A 21,271-nucleotide genomic window follows, 5' to 3' on the forward strand; every position below is an offset into this window, starting at 1 on the left:
CCACGCCAGCTGCCGAATTATGCAACAATCGTAAGAAATTAGCGATATTTGACAATTTAAACAGTTTCACAAACCTGTGAATATGCTTTGAGAAGGGGAATATTATGGATTTGATGAGTACGATTGCCGGTTCGATGATGGAAGGCTATTTTCCAGCCGGCTGGGATCTGACCAAAATTGATCAGTGCATGAGTGCCGATCCGACCACAATTACAGATCGTCAACCCTGGTGGCACGAGAAGTTTGAGCCCGTCATGTGTGGCAGTGTTACTGATTTCGATACAATCATGGGGCACGAGATTGCTCTGACGATCAAACAGTCGCGTGATGCAGGCGAGAAGCTGGCATTGATTCTGCCCGTGGGACCGATGGGCATGTATCGCTGGGCTGTTTACTTCCTCAAAGAATGGGGTGTTTCCTGCGATCATGTTTACGGATTCAATATGGATGAATGGAGCGATGCCGAAGGAAATACACTTCCGCCAGATAATCCGGGTGCATTCCAGTATGCCATGAAAGAAGCCTTCTACGGTCCTTTAGGCGAACTGACTGTTCCGGAAAACCAGCGTCACTTCGCTACGCCAGATGTCCTGCCCACCTATGCGGAAAAAATTGGTGAGCTTAAAGCCGCCGGCGCAAAACTGGGTGTGATTTTCGGAATTGGTCGCGTCTGTCACATTGCATTCTGGGAACCTCACTTTGCAGGTGAGTTTAATTCAGAGGAAGAATGGAAAGCACAGACGCACCGGATTGGTGCCAAGCTGCATCCGCTGACCATTGAGCAGAATGCCGTGACCAGCTTCAAGAGCCGCACGACCCTGGTTCCTGCTTACGCCAATACCATTGGTCCAGGTTGCTTCCTCAACGCCGACAAGATCATCGGCGGTTGCGACGGGATCTTCTCACGTGGAATGCAGTGGCAGGGAATGAGCGTCTGGATGACTCTGCGTCATGAACCGACCAGTTGGATTCCATCGACCTACATGACAACTCAACCCGGTCGTCTGATCATTCTGGATGAACTGGCTGGCCCGCTGGTAGCAGAATGTAACTAAGGTCAAAGTTGACCCGTTATCAAGACCTGAATAGAGCAGGGGCCCCTCAGAATCACTTCTGAGGGGCCCCTGTTTCGTTAATGATTCCCCGATGACTGTTATTTGGCGGTCTGTTCGAGCACCGATTCGTGAACGTAGATGGGCAAGTGGGGTTCGAAGTGAATCGACAAAGCGATCGCATCACTGGGGCGACTGTCGATTTCAATCAACTCACCATCCTGTTCGACGCGAAGTACCGCATAGTAGGTATGATCTTCCAGGTGTGTGATCACGATGTCTTTCAGTGTACCGCCCAGTGATTCGATGGTGTTCTTGAGCAGATCGTGAGTCAAAGGCCGCTGGGGTTTGAACTCATTATTGACACGACGCTCGATAGTCGTCGCCTCAAAAATACCGATCAGAATCGGAAAGACCCGGTCTCCCTCGACTTCACGCAGGTAGATCACCTGCTGGTCACCGATCTCGCTGATAATGATGCGAGATAACTCCATTTCAACTAGCAAGAGAACCTCCTGAGGTCAGCCCCGCGTCAGCAGAGAGGACCAGCAACCAGAATAAGAATGAAATTAAGGAGCCGAATACCTGTTTTCAGTTTGTCCATTATACAACAGGAATGAACGGAGAAACAGAATCTCCCCGTATCTGTTCCTGAAATACGGGCTTACTGCTCGCTCAGTTGATTAATGGAGTCCTGGACACTCTGTAACTGTTTCTGCAGTCCGGCCAGCGTTTCTTTAACCCCTTCCACAACATCGGCAGGGGCGCGATCGACAAAGTTCTTGTTGGCCAGTTTCTTTTCACTGCCTTCAATGTGCTTTTGCAGTTTTTCTGCTTCGGCCTGCAGTCGGGCGAGTTCCGCATCCAGATCGATAATGCCTTTCAAGGCAATGAAACCATCCACCTCATTGAGGGAGAATGTCGCTGAACCGCCCGGTCGCTGCACGTCGGCTCCCGCGGATTCCAGCAGGGTTTTTGCCAGGTTGTCGAACTGACTGGCCACGTTTTGCATGTCATCCGCAATCCCGGCTTCACAACGCAGGAAAAGTTTCAGTGGGGTCGCCGGGGAAATTTTGTAAACCGCCCGAATATTGCGGACAGCAACGATCATTTCCTGCAGTCGCTCAAACCGTTTTTCCAGCTGAGAATCCTGCCAGCTCTGAGGTGGTTCGGGCCAGACAGCGACCATCACGCTCTCGACAGCCGGTTCTGGTGTGAACAGTCCCCGCTCGGGAGCGATTTCATTCAGACGCTGCCAGAGCTCTTCTGTAACGAAGGGCACAAATGGCTGCAGCAGTCGCAGCAGATTGTCCAGTACACCCACCAGCACGCGTTGTGCGACCGGTTTGAGAGTTTCATCCCGCAGTCGCGGTTTGATCATTTCCAGGTACCAGTCACAGAATTCGTTCCAGGTGAAATCCCGAATGGCGCGCGTCGCGACATCGAACTGGTAGCGTCCCAGAACGGTCGTCACTTCCTCAGCCACGGTCGACAGTCGGCTCAGGATCCAGCGATCTTCCATCGTCAGGTCGTCTTCATCGACCACTCCGGGAGTGTAGCCTTCCAGGTTCAGCATCGCGAACCGGCAGGCATTCCAGAGCTTGTTACAGAAGTTGCGGCCGTATTCAAAGCGTTCACTGACAATACGCGCCACTTTTTCGCCCGGATCGGGGTCAAACCAGGGGCTCGTATACTGATACGACTTGCCGCTCTTCGGAAATTTGATCCGTGGCTTCTCGCCACCGGCGGGGATGGCGGTCTGGTGTTCCAGAGTTTGCGGTACCACTTCGCCGGTCTCGGGATCCTCATAACCGACGGGCAGACGAACGTCCTGTGTTTCCCCGGCGAAAGAGGAGATTGTAAACCGAACCGCATCGACGCCGTATTTGTCGATGAGATCCATCGGATCCACGCCGTTGCCTTTGGATTTGGACATGGTCTGTCCGAAACCATCGAGAATTTTTGGATGGATGCAGACGTGCTTGAATGGGATATCGCCCATGTTATACAGGCCGGTGAGGACCATGCGTGCTACCCAGAGCGTGATGATATCGCGACTGGTAACCAGTACGCTGCCTGGATAGAAGTAATCGAGGTCAGGATTTTTGTCGGGCCAGCCCAGGGTCGCATGTGGCCAGAGGGCACTGCTGAACCAGGTATCCAGAACGTCATCGTCCTGGACCAACTGATGGGCAGCTCCCAGTTCGTCACCAGTCAGATCGGTTTCAGAGCAGATCAGCCAGCAGGTATCTTCGTCATCCCGGCGGAAGCTCACATCATAGCGGTCACCGAAAGCCTGGTTCAGATCTTCTTCCGTGCAGGTTTCACAGTACCAGATCGGGATGCGATGTCCCCACCAGAGCTGACGGCTGATACACCAGTCCCGCTTTTCCTTCAACCAGTCGAGATACGTTTTGGAATAGCGACTGGGGAAGAAGCGAACGCGACCATCGTCCACAGCATCAATGGCAGACTGGGCCAGCGTATCCATTTTGACAAACCATTGATCGGAGAGGTACGGTTCGATCGGAGTCTTAGAACGGTCGCTATGCTTAACGGGAATCTTGCGGTCTTCAACTTCGATGAAGAAACCCTGCTGATCCATGTCTTCAACAACTTTTTTACGGACCTCATAGCGATCCAGACCCTCGTATTCACCGGCGGCTTCGTTCATTGTGCCGTCAGGGTTGAGGATGTTGATCTGTTCCAGATCGTTACGCAGTCCACAGGCATAGTCGTTCGGGTCGTGAGCCGGTGTGACTTTTACGGCACCGGTGCCCAGATCTTTATCTGCCAGGAGGGCATCCGCGATGATGGGGATTTCACGACCATTCAGCGGGATGCGGACCTTCTTACCAACCAGATGTGTATAACGTTCATCGGATGGATGTACACAGACAGCCGTGTCACCCAGCATGGTTTCAGGACGTGTCGTGGAGAACGAAATCCGTTCGTCGCTGTCTACCACCGGGTATTGAAAGGTCCAGAATTTCCCGTCGATGTCTTCGGAAAAGACTTCGTCATCTGCGACGGCGGTCTGCAGGAAGGGGTCCCAGTTCACAAGCCGCTTGCCGCGATAAATCAGCCCATCTGAAAAGAGCTTCAGAAATGTGCGTCTGACAGCTTTGGAACACATTTCATCCAGTGTGAAGCGGGTGCGTTCCCAGTCGCAGCTGGCGCCCAGTTTGCGCAGCTGATTCAGGATCCGTTTTTCGTACTGGTCTTTCCATTTCCAGATTCGTTCGATGAGAGCGTCTCGGCCGATGTCATGGCGGGTCAGGTTTTCCTCTTCCTTCATCCGGCGTTCGACCACTGCCTGGGTGGCGATACCGGCGTGGTCGGTTCCGGGCATCCAGAGTGCCTCGTAGCCCTGCATCCGCCGCCAGCGGGTGATCAGGTCCTGCAACGTACCGTTGAGCGCGTGTCCCATGTGCAGCGCCCCGGTCACGTTCGGCAGGGGAATCATAATGGTATGCTGCTCTTTTTCCGGGTTGGGCTCGGCATGGAAATAGCCTTTTTCCTCCCAGAAGGGGTACCATTTCTGTTGTGCACTCTCGGGATTGTAATGTTTCTCAAGCGATTCGGTCATGGGATCCGGTTGGGCTTATTATTAAGGATAGATGCGAAAAAGAGGGACGGCATGGAAGACAGCAGATCACAACGTCTACCAAGCCAGTTTCCACCGTCTGGTATAGCAAAAAACGGCTTGACTGGCATTGGTGACGGTCGAGGATTCCGCGTTCTAATCCAAAAAAGTTCCTTCGTCTTTGTAGAGCTTGTATTCGAAACTGTCAGCCAGCGCCAGCCAGCTCGCCTCGATTACATTCTCACTGACGCCGATACTGCTCCAGACATGCTGATCGTCTCGACTCTCGATGACCACACGCACACTGGCGGCAGTTCCTTCGGCAGAGTTGATGACGCGGACCTTGTAGTCGACCAGGTGCATCTTTTCCAGGGCAGGGTAGAAGGGGCAGAGGGCCTTTCGCAAGGCGGTATCCAGTGCGTTCACGGGACCATCGCCTTCGCCGACCACATGCTCCTGCTGATCATTGACAGTCAACTTGATGGTCGCTTCGGTCAGCGGTTCGTGGGAATTGTCTGATTCGACGTTTACGCGGTAGTGGACCTTTTCAAAGTGTGGTTTAAAAGTACCGGCGACCTTCTTGACCAGCAGGTCAAACGAGGCTTCCGCGGCTTCGAACTGATACCCTTCGTTTTCGAGGTCCTGGACTTTTTCCAGGATCCGGGTGAGCAGTTCCGGATCGTTGTCGAGTTGGAACTTAGTGGTCTTGGCCACGATGTTCGAACGCCCTGAAAGCTCACTGACGAGGACCTTCCGCTCATTCCCGACAACCTCAGGCTCGATATGCTCATAGCTGCGGGCGAGCCGATTTACGGCGTGTACGTGCATGCCCCCTTTGTGGGCAAAAGCACTGCTGCCGACAAAAGGCTGGCTCGAGCGAAAGTTCATGTTGGCCAGCTCGTAGACATAGCGGGACAGCTCGGTCAGATTGTGCAGGTTATTATCCAGCAGAACCGAGTAACCCTCTTTCTTGGTTACCAGGTTGGCGATCACGCTGATCAGATCCGCATTGCCACAACGTTCGCCCAGGCCGTTGATTGTTCCCTGAACCTGCACAACGCCGTGTTCGATAGCGGCCAGTGAATTGGCAACAGCCAGATCGCAGTCGTTATGACAGTGGATGCCCAGCGGCACATCGATTTCTGAGCGGACCAGGTCGACATATTTGGTGATGACTTCAGGCAGACTTCCGCCATTGGTGTCACAGGGGATGATCACATCCGCGCCGGCATCTGCAGCAGCCTTGATCGTTTTCAAGGCGTATTCGGGATTGGCACGAAAACCATCGAAGAAATGCTCTGCATCATACATGACTTCTTGTCCGCAGGATTTGATAAATCCCACAGAGTCGGAGATCATCGCCAGGTTCTCTTCCAGAGAGACTCGGAGCACTTCGGTAACGTGCAGGTCCCAGGTTTTGCCTACGATGGTTACCACGGGGGCCTGGGAGTCGCGCAGGGCCTGCATGCCGACATCGTCTTTGGCTTCAATGTCCTTGCGGCGGGTCATGCCGAACGCCGTCACTTTGGCGTGCTTGAGGTCCATTTCCGCAACCCGCTGGAAATATTCGGTATCCTTGGGGTTGGAGAGGGGGTAGCCACCTTCGATGTAGTCGAAGCCCATTTCGTCGAGCTTTGCGGTAATCTGCAGCTTATCCTCCAATGAGAAGTTCACGCCTTCTCCCTGGCTGCCATCCCGCAAAGTGGTATCGTACATCTGAATTCGGGCCATCGTAGGGGCTTTCTTTCTGTTGAAATGAAATAACGTCGCTGGACTCACTCGGGGAGGCTCTTGGTTGCGAGGAGCGGTCACCGTACCGGAAAAAAGTTCGAACTACTGTTCTGTTACTCTCTTCTGGCTATTGTATGACAGTCCTTGATGCGTCCTCGTGAATCCAATAAAAAAACCTCAGGTTGTGACCTGAGGTTATGAAAATCTGTTAAATTGGTAATGATCCTCAAGTCATAGGGAGTCTGTAATCTCACAAATAATAATAATGCTGCTGATGCAGACAATTTTGGAGACAGACAACATGGACAAAAAGACCTTCCAATTGGGTAGACAGTTCTGAATTTACAGTTTCTCTGCGAAGATCATAAGCAGCAGGAGAGCAGGAGTCAAACGAAATCCTGGTTTCGGTCCTGTTTTCAGATCGGCTGCAGGAGAGGGCAGGGCTTAGACGAATTCTTCTTCGTATTCTTCTTCGCCGTAGCCATCGTCGAAATCACTGGATTTCATGGCTTCCCACTCATCGATTGTGTACAGGACTTCACGTGCCTGGGAGCCATTGTACTCACCCACGATTCCGTCTTCTGCCATGTAATCGATCAGGCGGGCACCCCGACCATAGCCGACTCCGAGAGCCCGCTGCAGGAGAGAAACCGAACCACGACCTTCGCGGATGACGACTTCGACTGCTTCGTTGTAAAGGCTGTCTTCCTTGCGGTCCGAATCGCCGCCGCCGTTCTTCTTGGAGTTGGCAGAGGTGATCTGAGCCAGCTCGGGGCTGTATTCGGGTTCCATATCGCTGAAGAAGTCAATCACGCGTTCGATTTCTTCATCGCTGACGTAGGCTCCCTGAGCACGGGTCAGTTTACTGGTTCCCGGAGCCAGATAGAGCATGTCCCCGTTTCCGAGCAGGGCATCGGCACCGTTTTCATCCAGAACCACGCGGCTGTCACCACGGCTGGCTACCTGGAATGAAACGCGGGCAGGCAGGTTGGATTTGATCAGACCGGTGATAACGTCAACCGTTGGTTTCTGTGTGGCGAGAACCAGGTGAATTCCGACCGCACGCGATTTCTGAGCCAGGCGGATAATGTGTGCTTCCACATCTTTACCGGAGGTCATCATCATGTCGGCAATTTCATCGGCCACAATCACGATCGACGGCATTTTTTCGGGCATCTGCTGGGCTTCTTCTGAATCGGGATCGATGTCAGCCAGTTCCAGTACTTTTGCCTTACCGAGCTTGTTGAAGCTTTCAATGTTACGGGAGCCGCAACGGGCGAGCAGGTCATAACGCTCTTCCATTTTGTCGACGGCCCAGGCCAGAACGGCTTCTGCTTTTTTCATATCGGTGATGACCGGATGCATCAGGTGCGGAATCCGTTTGTAACCGCTGAGTTCCACCATTTTGGGGTCGATCATCAGCATTTTGACTTCGTTGGGTGTCCGTGTCATCAAAAGTGAGAGAATCAAAGTGTTGAGACAGACACTCTTTCCAGTACCGGTTCGTCCTGCAATCAGCAGGTGAGGTAACTTGGCGAGGTCCGCAGTCAGTGGACGACCGCTGACATCTTTACCCATGAAGAGCGGGATCCGGTTTTTGTCTGCATCATCCGCACAGGATTCAATGAGTTCACGCAGACGCACCATGACCTGTTTGTCATTCGGAACTTCCACACCAACGGTGTTTTTACCGGGAATTGAAGGCACAACACGCACGGAAGGTACACGCAGGGCGACAGCCAGATCATTGGCCAGTGCGGTGACTTTAGCAACTCGCAAACCAGGTTTCAGATCCAGTTCGAACAAAGTGAGTACCGGTCCGGTATCGATTTCGGAGACCTGGATATCGAGTCCGAAGTCAGCGAAGGTGTTTTCCAGAATCTCGGCTGCTTCTTCTGCTTTTTTAGCCAGCAGTTCGAAAGGAAAGTTCTCTGCTTCTTCCAGCAGATCTAACCCGGGCAGCTCATACGAGCTGTTTTTTTTTTGCTCGATCGGTTGCGTCTGACGGGCCAGTCGCAGTCCGGCAGGCGGATTGACTTTGATCGGCTTCCGCTTTTTCAGTTTTTTAGCTTTAGGAGCTGGTACTGGTTCCTCTTCTTCCTCATACTCTTCTTCGTCTTCTGCGACGATTTCCTCTTCCTCTTCGTATTCTTCCTCTTCTTCTTCAACTGCTTCGGCGTTTTCATCGACTTCAGATGATTCGCGGCTGAAAGCTTTGAATGGGAATGCCAGGCAGGCAAACAGGATACGGACGGGAAGTGTGTCGGCAGTCAGTAACAGACCAGCAGCGCACATGGATGCGAGTAGAATTAGAGAACCGGCGAGAGAGAATTTAGCATTCAGCAGTGAATAGCCGAGTGCGCCGATATAACCACCACTGCCAATGAGAGGCGTAGCGTTATTTGTTCCAAGCAGGATCTGGCTACCAATACAGAGTGAAACGAGAATCAGAGCCAGACCGAACAGTTCGACCATAACTCCCGATGTCTCCTGGCGGGAGAACATTCGCATATCAACGACGACCAGAGCCAGAAAGATTCCCCAGGCACCGAGACCGAAGCAAGAGCGGAGCAGATGGGCGATATGTGCTCCCGTGGCACCACATAGATTTTGTGCAACTTCACGGACTGGGTAGACCAGTTGCGCAGGGGGATCAGCGGGATCGTAACTGAACAGGCTCAGTCCGAGAAAGACTGTTGCCGCCAGTAACCCCAGCGCTATCAGATCTGTTTTGAACCGTTGAACGTCGATCATTCTGATCAACCCGCAATTCTATGTTGAAAACTTCAGTAGGGTATTCCAAAAGGGAATCAACGGCGCGCAAAGTGAGCGCCAGAATTATCAGTCGTTTCTTTTTGTAGTGGGGAGAATTCAGGAGAAGAAAAAATGATTCCCGTCTGCGATTAAACCCAAGAACATCAACAGACGGGAACATTTTCACGACTAGTGTCTCAATGAGAGGATCACTGAGACGTACCAAACACAAATATTTGATTCTGCTATAAGTTGATTTCCTTAACTACTCAAACCTAGCACACGAACCGGGGGCGTGTCGGAAAAAGTCAACAAAGAGTCGATTCTTTTCATCATCCGTACTGCAGCCTGTTCGGGTTAGTGCAGTCAGCGGAAGTGGTGGAGTCACCCTGAACCGGTTGTGACAGTTTTACCGGTTATGAGTTTGAGAAGGGGTGAGGGAGACGAGCATCAGCCTCGGGCGATGTGTGCCTGGATCCAGGCAATGAGTTCGCGAGCCACGCTCGCTTTGGGGCCGGAATAGGTGGCGACGGTCTCCTGGCTCTGATCGATGACTTCCACAAAGTTGTCAGCAGAGCCGATCGCGCTCACACGGTTCAGGACGATCGCGTCACATTTCTTACTGTAGAGTTTACGGACTGCGTTGAATCGGGCGTCCTGTGATTCCAGGGCAAAGCCCATTACCCAGCGATCTCCTTTTTGAGTCCCCAGTTCAGCGAGTACGTCGATGGTTTCCACCAGTTCGAGCGTGATCGCCTCTCCGGTTTTGGCGATTTTTCCGGGTTTGCGGGTTTTGATGCGATAGTCGCAGACCGCTGCGGTGCCGATCACACCATCACAGTCTTTGAAGAGTTGTTCGCACTGGGAGTACATCTCGTCGGTTGTCTCGACCTGATACAGCTCACAGCCTTCGGGTGCGGGGATGGTGACCGGTCCTGAAACCAGGGCGACTTCATGACCTGCCTCCAGGGCAGCCCGGGCGAGTTCGTATCCCATCTGTCCGCTGCTGGCATTCGAAAGATAGCGGACATCGTCCAGATATTCGCGAGTAGGACCTGCTGTGATGAGAATTCGCATGGAGATGGTTCGCATTCAGGGAGCTGCAGCCGTGCCTGGCTGGTCAAACTCAGCCGAGTAATTCCTCAATCTGTTTTAAGATATCCGCGGGCTCAGCCATGCGTCCTTTGCCGACGATACCACAACTCAGCCAGCCTTCACCCGGATCGACAATCTGGATTCCATCTTCTTGAATCTGGGCTATATTCCGTTGCACGGAAGGCTTGGCCCACATATCAGCATTCATCGCGGGGGCGAGCAGGATGGGGGCGGTACAGGTGAGGGTCAGGGTGGAGAGCAGATCATCGGCGAAGCCATGCGCAATTTGTGCGATTACGTTGGCAGTCGCAGGGGCGATCACGAACAGTTCGGCCCGTCGGGCCAGACCAATGTGCTCGCCCTGGAAATGCTCCTGAGGCGTGAAGCTGCCCTGGTAAACAGGGCGTCCTGTGAGTGCTTCAAACGTGGTGGGACCGATAAACTTCTGGGCCGCCTGTGTCATGACAACACTGACGGCGGCCCCTTTCTGGACCAGTTTACTGGTGAGATCGGCCGTTTTATAAGCGGCGATCCCTCCCGAGACACCAATGAGAATTTCCCGCCCCTGCATGATTAGAATCCTGTCAGGAATCGTTCTGGTCTAAGAATTAGACCAGATCTTCGAGAGTCGGGCCAGCGTCGTCGTACTCGAGTTCTTCGAGTGGGCTGCCATCATCGTTGATAGCGACTTCGCCTGACTGGTCGAGGTAGATTTTGTCTTCCATGATTTCCTTAACCACGATTTCCATGTGGTTCTTGGTCTGCATTTCCACCAAGGGACGTGCGCCCCGATTAAGGGCGACAATCCGTTTTTGAATCAATGAAGACAGTTTGAAACGACCGCCGACTTTGTTGACGATTTCTTCTTCTTTAAATTCTTCCAGCATTAAGTTCTTGCTCCCGTTGTTTCAGGATGGTGCCGATTTCAGCAACGGCTCGATCCAAGTCGTCATTGTAAATAATATGCTTATAATGTCCGGCTAGTGCCAGTTCCAAGCGAATGGTATTCAGCCGTTTTTGGATGACATCTTCCGACTCGGTGCCTCTAGTTCGAAGCCGTTTCTCATATTCTTCTTCAGAGGTGGTCCGAACGAAGATAGTAATTGCTTGATCAAATCGCTTACTATTATTGAATTGCTCAATTAGTTTGAGTGCGCCCTGAACATCGATTTCCAGAAAAGGCCAGCCCCCTTCCTGTTCGGCGCGAGCTACCTCTGATTTTAACGTTCCGTACCAGTATCCCAACCCATGTACCTGCTCACATTCGAGGAATTCGTCATTTTTCTGACGTTCTTCGAACTCTTCCTGAGTCAGGAAATAGTAGTCTTCGCCGTCCACTTCCCCTTTGCGGCGGGGGCGGGTGGTGGCGGAGATCGCCTTGATCAGTTTGACCGGAGACTCCTGCATCAACCGGTTCACGATCGTGGTTTTTCCACTGGCTGTGGGGCCGGAAAGGACCACGATCGGTGTATCTGGATGAAGATTGTCAGAGGATGCGGACACGTCTGCTGGCTCCGGGATTCAGGAGATTGGTCTGAAGGTTTCAGGTCTGAAGAATAGTATACCGGTTTTATTCTACGTTCTGGACGTTTTCTCTGATTTTTTCAACGGCCAGTTTCATCTCGATCACAGCGTGTGAAATTTCCACATCATTGGCTTTAGAGCCGATCGTATTGATTTCGCGAAACATTTCCTGAACCAGAAACTCAAGTTTTTTCCCCTGTGAGGTTTCACTGTTCAGAATGGTGTCAAACTGCTCCAGGTGGCAGGTGAGTCGGCTGATCTCTTCGTTGATATCACAGCGGTCGGCAAACAGGCTCACTTCCCGGATCAGGCTGTCCGGATCCAGTTCGACTTCCTGATCTTTGAGTAAATCGGTCAATCGCTGATACAGGCGGTCGCGATAGCTGGTGACGACCTGAGGCGCTTTCTGTTTGACCGTTTCCAGTTGTTCGCCGATCGTCTTGTTGCTGGACTGCAGGTCTGCCTGGGCAGATTCGCCTTCTTTCTGGCGAAACTCGGTCAGCTCGACAAGAGCCCCCTTGATTGCCTCTTCGATCAGGGGCCAGTCCGATTCGGGAGTGTGCGTGCGTGAATCATTATCGATCACAGCGCCAGGCAGAGTGAGCAGTCTGTCGAGACTGTCCGGCAGGGGAAGATGGCATTCCTCTGTCAGCTTTTTGAGCTGCTCCCAGTACTGCTGGACTACCTGATCGTCGAGCAGGTAGTCGCTTTTTCGGTTCAGGTGATCGATTCGCAGCGTCAGATTCACAGTGCCTCGCGTAATGGCACTGCGTAACAGTTTTTCGATCTGGCTGCCCAGCTTGGCATAGAAGTCGGGGTAGCGGGTCGAAATTTTCAGGTATCGGTTATTGACAGTTCGTATTTCAGCCTGGACCGACAGGCGGTCATTTTCGGCGGTCGAACTTCCAAAACCAGTCATGCCCAGCAGCACAACACACTCTTTTCTGATATACAGGAATCGATGAGGTTACAGGAAACAGTCTCAGATCTCTGAAGAACTATTCCGACTTAGGCTCTGTGGCAGGCTTTCCTGTTTCAGCAGGTGTTTCCGGTTTCTTCTCGGGAGCCGGTTTGGTTTCAGCAGACTTGGCTGAATCCGTTTTGGGTTCCGACTTGGTTGCTTCCTCTGTGGGCTTGGCAGCTTTATCTGCAGCGGGCTTCGGTTCCGCTTCAGGTTTGGCGGGTGCTTCCGGAATATTGGTATTGAATTCCGACTTGGTATCTTCCTCAGCGGTAGCGGCTTCTGCGTCTTTTTCGGTCTTGTCGTTATTGACCATTTCCGGATCTTCCGGAGTCACAGCAGCGCCACCTTTGTATTTGCTGTTGGAGCTGGCGCGGGTGACGATCCCTGACACACCGGAAAGAATTACCCAGATGACTGCCATCACAATGGTGATTTTGGTGAAGACATCGCCGGCTTTGGTACCCAGGGCGCTCTGGCCGCCTGCGCCACCGAAAGCTCCTGCCAGTCCACCGCCGCGACCCTTCTGCAGCAGGATAATGATGATCAGCATGACTCCGAAGAACATCAGCAGTGTCATCAAGAGGGTTGCAGGATCCGTGATGGCATCCAGAAAAGAAGCAAGAATCATTGTTTCATCCTAGGGGTAATAATGTTCTGTGAACGTATTTATACAGACCGGCTGTCGCTCAGACAGATTGGCTGAATCATACAGTAATCGAATACGATCTGTAAATCGTATCTATAGCTTGAGCTGCAGCGATTTCGAATAAAATGGCCTGTTTTCAGCTGGCGGCCAGTCCTGCGGCAGCCTGAATGATGGGAATGAACAGCTCTGGCTTGAGGCTGGCTCCCCCCACCAGGGCGCCATCGACGTTTTCCTGCGAGAGCAGTTCCTGGGCGTTGTCCGGTTTGACACTGCCGCCATACAGAATGCGTGTCGCATCTGAGATTTCGGCAGAATACTTGTCTTTCAGCCAGTTACGCAGGTACTGATGTGCTGCTTCTGCCTGGTCAGGAGTGGCGGTCAGGCCGGTTCCAATTGCCCAGACCGGTTCGTAGGCGATCACAATCTGATCGAAGGCTGAAGCATCGACTCCGTCGAGTCCACCGGTCATCTGCGTATCGAGGACAGCTTCTGTCTGATCGGCTTCCCGCTCGCTCTGCAGTTCACCAACGCACAGAATCACCTGCAGACCGGAGGCCAGGGCTTTTTTCACCTTGAGGTTTATGTCCGCGTCAGTTTCTTTGAGGATATGGCGGCGTTCGCTGTGTCCCAGGATCACGGAGCGACAGCCGATGTCTGTCAGCATCTCGGTTGCTGTTTCACCGGTAAAAGCGCCGGGAGCTTCGTGGTAGCAGTTCTGAGCTCCAAATCCGACACCCGAGCCGTTAACCACATCGCCGATCGAAGTCAGGTAAGGGAAGGGGGGGCAGACCAGTACTTCGACCCCTGGATTTTCAGCAGGAACTTCTGCGACCAGTGCCTGGGCCAGCTGAGTGCCCGATTCTCTGGTGGTGTTCATTTTCCAGTTACCGGCAACGAGATAACGACGCATGATAGATCCTGTATATTATCTAGAAATAGTGGGTAGAGGCTCGACTCAAAATCGGAACCCGCCAGGCGGGTATTGCGGGAAGATCGGAGCGAGAAATCAGTCGAATGCAAGTGAAAGCTGAAATTCGAACAATACCAGCTTCCTCGGTGTGCTGGATAAGGTATTGAGTCCGGGCGACTGATTCAAGGAATCTCGCGCAAAATCCTGAAATGCAGCCTGTTTTGGCAGAATAATGCTGGTAAACGGGCGCCGCTGAGGCTCAATCACTTATTCCGGGGGCCGATTTACTCCAGAATGCCACTTCTGGGGTAGGAGCCCATGGTTTCGAGTCGCACGACCTTCTTGGACAAATCATTCAGCGTGCGCTTGATATGGGGCTCTTCTACGTGCCCTTCAAAATCAATGAAGAACAGGTAGCCTGGCTCTTCACCACGCAGGGGGAAGGATTCGATCCAGGTCAGATTGATTTTGTTTTTCTTGAAGATCTGCAGGGTGTCTGCCAGGGAGCCGGCTTTGTGTGCAATCTGGACCAGAATCGCAGTGCGGTCTTTACCCGTTGGTTCACAGACCTCTTCACCAATCACGGCGAAACGGGTTACATTGTTGGCGTTGTCTTCAATCCCTTCCACGATGATCTGCAGATCGTATTCGACCGATGCCTGGTGGCTGGCGACCGCTGCGGCACCGGGTTTGGTGGCAGCCAGCTGGGCTGCGGTCGAGGTGCTGGTCACTTCGTGCAGGTGAGCCTGTGGCATGTTTCGGGAAAGCCATTCACGGCACTGCGAGAGGGCCTGAGGTTTGCTGTAAATTTCCGTGATTTCACTGCGTTCGCAGCGTGCCAGCAGATTATGGTGTACTGCAATCAGGACTTCACCGCAGATCCGCAGCGGAAGGCGGGTGAACATGTCCAGGGTATCAACGACGCGGCCGTCGGTGCTGTTTTCAATGGGGACAACGCCAAATTCGGTGTTCCCGCGATTGACCTCTTCAAATACGGATCCGATGGTGTTGACCGGCACCATGTCGGCCTCTTCGCCGAAACGTTCCAGGGCTGCCAGGTGCGTGTAGCTGTAAGCAGGGCCCAGGTAGGCGACGCGTTGTGGGTGAATCTGTCGACGGGCGGAACTGAGGATCTGCCGGAAGACGCCGCGGATGGACGCATTGGTCATGGGACCGGGCGCATTGAGTTTTTCGATGGTCTCGCGAAGCTCTTCATCCGACTTGGGATCGAACATTGCCTTGCGCGGTTCCGGATCGGATTTGATCTGTTTGACCGTCATTGAGCAGCGTTTGTTGACCAGCTTGATGATTTCGCGATCGATCTTTTTTAGTTCAGACTGGATCGATGCGGGGCTGCTTTTGCTGGTCTTGCGAACAACTTTTTTCTGGGGAGCTGACTTCGGTTTAGTCACGGAAGCTCGCTTTTTCACCGCTTTTTTCTTGGCCATCGGAATCTTTCAGGATGTGAGTCTCGTTTCTGTCTCTCAGAAAATGAACCGCAGCCAGATCACAGCCTTCCTGGATGTGTGGTCGATGCTCACTGCCAGTTTCACTATGGAATTTCAATCCCTTAAGAATTTCTTAACTCGAGGTTTCTCCCGAGTGCCTTCCTTGAAAAGACTATCTAAGGATTTGTAAAATAATCAGTTAGATAGATCGAGGCAGGCACACGTGAAGGACGTTTTGTCCATTGCTTGAGCAGAGGACAGAGTAGTCTTCAATTGTTCTAGTTTGTACCGCCGTATCTGGGGACTGTCAAGCGGTTGAGCCTTGCGTGTGAACTGTTTAGCCCTTATTTCAGCGGTCCGGTGTCAGAGACTGCCAAAATGTCATTTTGGCCGTGGCGGGCTTGACTCGGGGCTGGTGTCAATATGGCAGTATTGCTGCCTGTCTGCTAGATTTTCGGTAAGTACGACGTCCTGTAAGGTTATTCATATAAATATCTTACGTTAAACGATCTCAGTCGGGGATCTGTTGGCACGGTCCTTGCATACAGTGTCAACTGTCCCGTAATTGGGCTGAATTAAATCAAAATGGAAAACAAGCCCTGATCGATGTTTCATTTACGGCCATTATGAGGGGCTTTGAATCAGTCATCGATCTGCAATCTCGATATAGAAAGAGGGGAAACTCAAAATGTCGTCTCAAGGTGAAAAAATCATCGGAATCGATTTGGGAACCACCAACTCAGTGGTTTCAGTAATGGAGGGCGGGGAAGCCAAAGTGATCCCGAACCTCGAAGGGAACCGGATTACTCCCAGTGTTGTTGCTTTCACCGATAAAGGCGAGACACTGGTCGGCGAACCAGCCAAACGTCAGGCTGTGACCAACCCTAAGAATACCGTTTACTCAGTAAAACGGTTTATGGGACGTCGTCACAACGAAGTTCAGAACGAAGAAAAGATCGTGCCTTACACGATCGTTGGTGGTCCCGAAGACTATGTGAAAATTGAAGCGGGCAGCAAGACTCTCACACCTCCCGAAATTTCTGCATCGATTCTGCGGAAACTGAAGGAAGCTGCTGAAAGCTACCTGGGGCACAAAGTCAATAAGGCAGTTGTGACCGTGCCTGCTTACTTTAACGACGCACAGCGTCAGGCGACCAAAGACGCCGGTCAGATTTCGGGTCTGGAAGTATCGCGTATTATCAACGAGCCGACTGCAGCTGCTCTGGCTTACGGTCTGGAAAAGAAGAATGATGAAAAGATCGTCGTCTTCGACTTCGGTGGTGGTACGTTTGACGTTTCCGTTCTGGAAGTCGGTGACGAAGTGATCGAAACCCTGAGCACCAACGGCGATGGTCACCTGGGGGGGGACGACTTCGACGAAGAACTGATCAACTACATTGCTGATCAGTTTAAGAAAGATCAGGGAATTGACCTCCGCAGTGATCCAATGGCGTTGCAGCGTCTGCGTGAAGCAGCTGAAAAAGCGAAGAAAGAACTGTCATCTTCTCAGACGACCGACATCAACCTGCCGTTCATCACTGCCGACAGCAGTGGTGCGAAGCACCTGCAGATGGCGATTACTCGTGCGGAATTCGAAAAGCTGATCGACCCACTGGTCGAGCGGTGCCGCAATCCGGTCGAGCAGGCGTTGAAAGACGCCGGACTGGATCCGAGTGCCATCGATGAAGTGGTACTGGTTGGTGGTTCCACACGTGTTCCCAAGGTTCAGGAATTCGTTAAGAAGATCTTTGGTAAAGAGCCTCACAAGGGTGTGAATCCCGATGAAGTGGTTTCAATTGGAGCCGCGATTCAAGGGGGGATCATTGCCGGTGATGTACAGGACGTTGTTCTGCTGGACGTGACACCGCTGTCGCTCGGTATCGAAACCGAAGGGGGCGTCATGACCAAGCTTGTCGAACGTAACACAACAATTCCGGTTACCAAAGATCAGGTCTTCTCGACTGCTGCCGATAACCAGACTGCTGTGACCGTTCGGGTGTTCCAGGGAGAACGCCAGATGGCCAACGATAACCGGCTGCTGGGTCAGTTTAATCTGGAAGAACTTCCTCCGGCTCCGCGTGGGGTACCGCAGATCAAAGTGGTCTTCGATATCGATGTTAACGGGATCTTGAATGTTTCCGCTAAGGATGTGGCGACCGGAAAAGAGACCTCAGTTCGGATCGAGCAGTCCAGCGGGCTGTCGGAAACCGAAATTGAAGATATGAAAAAGCAGGCGGAAGCACACGCCGATGAAGACAAGAAGAAGAAGGAACTGGCCGAGGCCAAGAACAATGGAACTCGTCTGGTTTACGAAGTCGAGAAGCTGCTCAAAGAGCATGCTGAGAAAATCGATGATTCTTCGAAGTCTGCCATCGAAGCTTCTGTGAAGAAGGTGAATGATGCTGTCGAGAAAGAAGATGTGGCAGCCATCAATTCCGCCTGTGAAGAGTTGCAGCAGGCAACTCACGCCTTTACCGAGCAGATGTATAAAGCCAGCGAAGCCGCTGGTGGCGAAGGGGCTGCTCCCGAAGGTGGTGAGAGCTCGGCTGCAGAAGACGAAGATGTAATCGATGCAGAATTCGAAAAGAAGGACTGATCGAGTCTGAAGTCTTCGGCTAAGACGAACAGGGACAGGGGCTCAGCCGTCCGGCTGGGCCCCGGGCTCCCGTACAAGAGTATTTTTCAACGACGCGACCGACAATTCCAACCGACCTCGGATCAGGCTCAACTGATTACCCACCTCTCCGGGCCTGGATCAAAACAATTAAAAATTTGAGTATCTCAGCAGGCACTGCTTGCCGGCCGATTTTCTGATATGATAATCGATGCTGTTGAGTTGCTGCGCAGATGATAAATAGAATTGGAGAAGCATTATGGCATTTCGATTTGAAAAATTGACTGTGAAGGCCCAGGAGGCAGTGCAACGAGCCCAGCAGACCGCAGAGGATTTCGGCCAGCAGGAAATCAAACCACTGCACCTGTTGAAGGCATTACTCGATGAAGAGCAGGGAGTAGTCAAACCTCTGATTCAGAAGATTGGGGCAAATCTCTCTCAGCTCCAGAAAATGGTGGATGATGAGATCAGTCGTCTGCCCAAAGTTTCGGGGGCTGCGATGCAGGTAGGCATCGGTCAGTCGCTGCTGAAGGTTTTGCAGGCAGCGCAGGATCGAGCTGATCAGATGCAGGATGATTTCGTTTCGACGGAGCATCTGCTGCTGGCATTCACCACGGTCGATGACCAGCCGAAACGGCTGCTGGAACTCAATGGAATTGAAGAAGATGACGTTCTGTCGGCGCTCAAGGCAGTGCGGGGCGGTCAGCGGGTGACGGACCAGAGTCCGGAAGAGAAGTACCAGTCGTTGCAGCAGTACGGGAAGGATCTCGTCGAACTCGCGCGTCAGGGGAAGATCGATCCGGTGATCGGTCGCGACCAGGAAATCCGCCGTGTCGTACAGATTCTCTCCCGTCGTCGCAAAAATAATCCAGTGCTGATCGGGGAAGCGGGCGTCGGTAAGACGGCGATCGTGGAAGGTCTGGCGCATCGGATTGTGATGGGCGATGTGCCTCAGAACCTCAAGAACAAACGCGTTATCGCCCTGGATATGGGAGCGTTGATCGCGGGGACCAAGTATCGCGGTGAGTTTGAAGATCGGCTGAAGGCGGTGCTCAAAGAAATTGAGTCTGCCAAGGGGGAGATCATTCTGTTTATCGACGAGTTGCACACCGTTGTCGGGGCTGGGGCTGCAGAAGGGGGCGCGGATGCCTCTAACCTGTTGAAGCCGGCTCTGGCACGCGGGGAGCTGCATTGTGTCGGCGCAACGACCCTGGATGAATATCGCAAATACATTGAGAAGGATCCGGCTCTGGAACGTCGTTTCCAACCGGTAATGGTTCAGGAGCCAACGGTCGAGGATACGATTTCCATTCTGCGGGGATTGAAGGAGCGCTACGAAACGCACCATGGCGTGCGGATCATGGACGACGCTTTGATCAACGCTGCGACGTTGTCTGATCGGTACATCAACGACCGGTTTCTGCCGGACAAGGCCATCGACCTGGTCGATGAGGCGGCCAGTCAGTTGCGTATGGAGATGGACTCCATGCCGTCTGAAATTGATGAGGCGACCCGACAACTGACCCGGATGCAGATCGAAGCGGCTGCACTGGCTGGGGAAGATTCACCGGAAAGCCAGGAGCGTCTGGCCGAACTGCGTAAGCACATCGCTGATCGGGAAGAGAGTGTCAATGCGCTAAAGACCCGCTGGGAAACGGAAAAAGAAGCCCTGGCCGGCCTGCAGCCCTTGAAGGAAGAAATTGATCGATTGAATACCGCGTATGAGCAGGCTTTCCACCGCGCACAGCAGACAAATTCCAATGAAGACTATGCCCAGGCTTACAACGCCGAACAGGAGTTGAATGCGGCCCGGCAGCGTCTGACCGAGATGGAAGCGCGTGTCGCGGAGCTGGGAGATGACGCTGGTGAGCGGCTCCTGCGTGAAGAGGTGACTTCGGAAGACATTGCCAAGGTCATCAGCATGTGGACCGGAATTCCGGTGTCGAAGATGCTGCAAGGCGAACGCGATAAGCTGCTGCGGATGGAAGATGAAATTCATAAGCGGATGATTAACCAGAGTGAAGCAGTCGAAGCGGTTTCTAACGCGGTTCGTCGTTCGCGATCTGGTCTGCAGGATCAGAATCGTCCCATCGGTTCGTTCATGTTCCTGGGGCCGACCGGCGTCGGGAAAACGGAGCTTTGCAAGGCATTGGCCAGTTTTCTGTTTGATGATGAACGCAGTATGATCCGCATCGACATGAGTGAGTTCATGGAGAAGCATTCTGTGGCTCGTCTGATTGGTGCCCCTCCGGGGTATGTCGGATACGAAGAAGGGGGGCGGTTGACCGAGGCGGTCAGGCGGCAACCTTATTCGGTGGTTCTGTTGGACGAAGTTGAAAAAGCTCACCGGGATGTATTCAACATACTCCTGCAGTTGCTGGACGACGGTCGTCTGACGGACAGCCACGGGCGAACTGTTGATTTCTCAAACACGATTGTGGTGATGACTTCCAACATCGGCAGCCAGACTATTATGGATCTGTCGGGCAAAGAAGATGAGGAGCTGATCCATAATCGTGTGATGGATGCTCTGCAGCATGAGTTTCTGCCTGAGTTCCTGAACCGGATCGATGAGGTGATCGTATTTCATCCGCTGGGGAAAGAGGAGATCCGTCAGATCGTCGATCTGCAGCTCAAGCATCTGTCACGCCTGGTGGAAGCCAACGGTTATACGCTGGAAGTCTCAACTGAAGCGAAAGATCTGCTGGCGGAAGAAGGGTACGATCCAGTGTACGGTGCTCGACCTTTGAAGCGGACGATTCAACAGCACATCCAGAATGAGCTGGCGAACAAGTTGCTCTCCGGCGATTTTACGGAGGGGGCAACGATTTATGTCGACGCTCACGAAGGGTTGTTTCTGTTCTCAGAACGATGAATCTAGGCTGGAATTGAATATAAAGCAGCCCCGGGCGGAATGCCTGGGGCTGCTTTTGTTTTATACTGGGGC

At 52.7% G+C, this 21,271-nt stretch carries 15 protein-coding genes; 3 read left to right on the forward strand and 12 right to left on the reverse strand.

Going from position 1 to position 21,271, the window contains the following annotated elements; translation table 11 throughout:
• Window positions 1-104: 104 nt before the first annotated feature.
• Window positions 105-1,055, forward strand: coding sequence for a glucosamine-6-phosphate isomerase (locus FYZ48_RS26285; protein WP_145039287.1), 951 nt, complete (start codon window positions 105-107; stop codon window positions 1,053-1,055).
• Window positions 1,056-1,153: 98 nt separating this feature from the next.
• Here FYZ48_RS26285 and FYZ48_RS26290 read toward each other — a convergent pair whose 3' ends face one another.
• From FYZ48_RS26290 to pheA, 12 genes are all read right to left on the reverse strand, one after another.
• Window positions 1,154-1,558 carry a bifunctional nuclease family protein gene (locus tag FYZ48_RS26290; protein WP_145039289.1) on the reverse strand — a complete coding sequence of 135 codons (405 nt, stop codon included), beginning with the start codon at window positions 1,556-1,558 and terminating at the stop codon, window positions 1,154-1,156.
• Between the two features lie 158 nt (window positions 1,559-1,716).
• A complete protein-coding gene (locus FYZ48_RS26295) occupies window positions 1,717-4,641 on the reverse strand; it encodes a valine--tRNA ligase (protein ID WP_149345491.1) in 2,925 nt (974 codons plus the stop codon).
• A gap of 153 nt (window positions 4,642-4,794) precedes the next feature.
• Entirely contained in the window at window positions 4,795-6,369 is a 1,575-nt protein-coding gene (gene cimA / locus FYZ48_RS26300) for a citramalate synthase (RefSeq protein ID WP_149345492.1), read from the reverse strand.
• A 444-nt stretch (window positions 6,370-6,813) separates the two neighbouring features.
• Entirely contained in the window at window positions 6,814-9,123 is a 2,310-nt protein-coding gene (locus FYZ48_RS26305; protein WP_149345493.1) for a DNA translocase FtsK, read from the reverse strand.
• A 450-nt stretch (window positions 9,124-9,573) separates the two neighbouring features.
• On the reverse strand, window positions 9,574-10,215 hold the full coding sequence (locus FYZ48_RS26310) for a phosphopantothenoylcysteine decarboxylase domain-containing protein (protein ID WP_242022777.1): 642 nt from the start codon (window positions 10,213-10,215) through the stop codon (window positions 9,574-9,576).
• 34 nt (window positions 10,216-10,249) lie between these two features.
• Window positions 10,250-10,789 (reverse strand): bifunctional phosphopantothenoylcysteine decarboxylase/phosphopantothenate--cysteine ligase CoaBC, encoded by a 540-nt coding sequence (coaBC, locus tag FYZ48_RS26315; RefSeq protein ID WP_149345494.1) that lies wholly within the window; start codon window positions 10,787-10,789, stop codon window positions 10,250-10,252.
• A gap of 37 nt (window positions 10,790-10,826) precedes the next feature.
• Window positions 10,827-11,105 (reverse strand): DNA-directed RNA polymerase subunit omega, encoded by a 279-nt coding sequence (locus FYZ48_RS26320; protein WP_145039302.1) that lies wholly within the window; start codon window positions 11,103-11,105, stop codon window positions 10,827-10,829.
• The gene (gene gmk, locus FYZ48_RS26325) at window positions 11,089-11,721 is read right to left on the reverse strand and encodes a guanylate kinase (protein ID WP_149345495.1); all 633 of its coding nucleotides are present in this window, start codon (window positions 11,719-11,721) and stop codon (window positions 11,089-11,091) included. Before gmk ends, FYZ48_RS26320 begins: the two co-directional genes overlap by 17 nt.
• Window positions 11,722-11,788: 67 nt before the next feature.
• A complete protein-coding gene (locus FYZ48_RS26330; protein ID WP_149345496.1) occupies window positions 11,789-12,673 on the reverse strand; it encodes a YicC/YloC family endoribonuclease in 885 nt (294 codons plus the stop codon).
• Window positions 12,674-12,740: 67 nt separating this feature from the next.
• Window positions 12,741-13,334, reverse strand: coding sequence for a preprotein translocase subunit SecG (secG, locus tag FYZ48_RS26335; RefSeq protein WP_149345497.1), 594 nt, complete (start codon window positions 13,332-13,334; stop codon window positions 12,741-12,743).
• Window positions 13,335-13,488: 154 nt separating this feature from the next.
• The gene (tpiA, locus tag FYZ48_RS26340) at window positions 13,489-14,262 is read right to left on the reverse strand and encodes a triose-phosphate isomerase (protein ID WP_187782236.1); all 774 of its coding nucleotides are present in this window, start codon (window positions 14,260-14,262) and stop codon (window positions 13,489-13,491) included.
• 284 nt (window positions 14,263-14,546) lie between these two features.
• Window positions 14,547-15,710 carry a prephenate dehydratase gene (pheA, locus tag FYZ48_RS26345; protein ID WP_145039316.1) on the reverse strand — a complete coding sequence of 388 codons (1,164 nt, stop codon included), beginning with the start codon at window positions 15,708-15,710 and terminating at the stop codon, window positions 14,547-14,549.
• Window positions 15,711-16,398: 688 nt separating this feature from the next.
• Between pheA and dnaK the strand changes: the two genes are divergently transcribed.
• Complete coding sequence (dnaK, locus tag FYZ48_RS26350) at window positions 16,399-18,306, forward strand: molecular chaperone DnaK (protein ID WP_149345499.1); 1,908 nt, start codon at window positions 16,399-16,401, stop codon at window positions 18,304-18,306.
• 277 nt (window positions 18,307-18,583) lie between these two features.
• Window positions 18,584-21,199 (forward strand): ATP-dependent chaperone ClpB, encoded by a 2,616-nt coding sequence (gene clpB / locus FYZ48_RS26355; RefSeq protein WP_149345500.1) that lies wholly within the window; start codon window positions 18,584-18,586, stop codon window positions 21,197-21,199.
• Window positions 21,200-21,271: the final 72 nt, after the last annotated feature.

Source organism: Gimesia chilikensis (assembly GCF_008329715.1).
Lineage (GTDB): Bacteria > Planctomycetota > Planctomycetia > Planctomycetales > Planctomycetaceae > Gimesia > Gimesia chilikensis.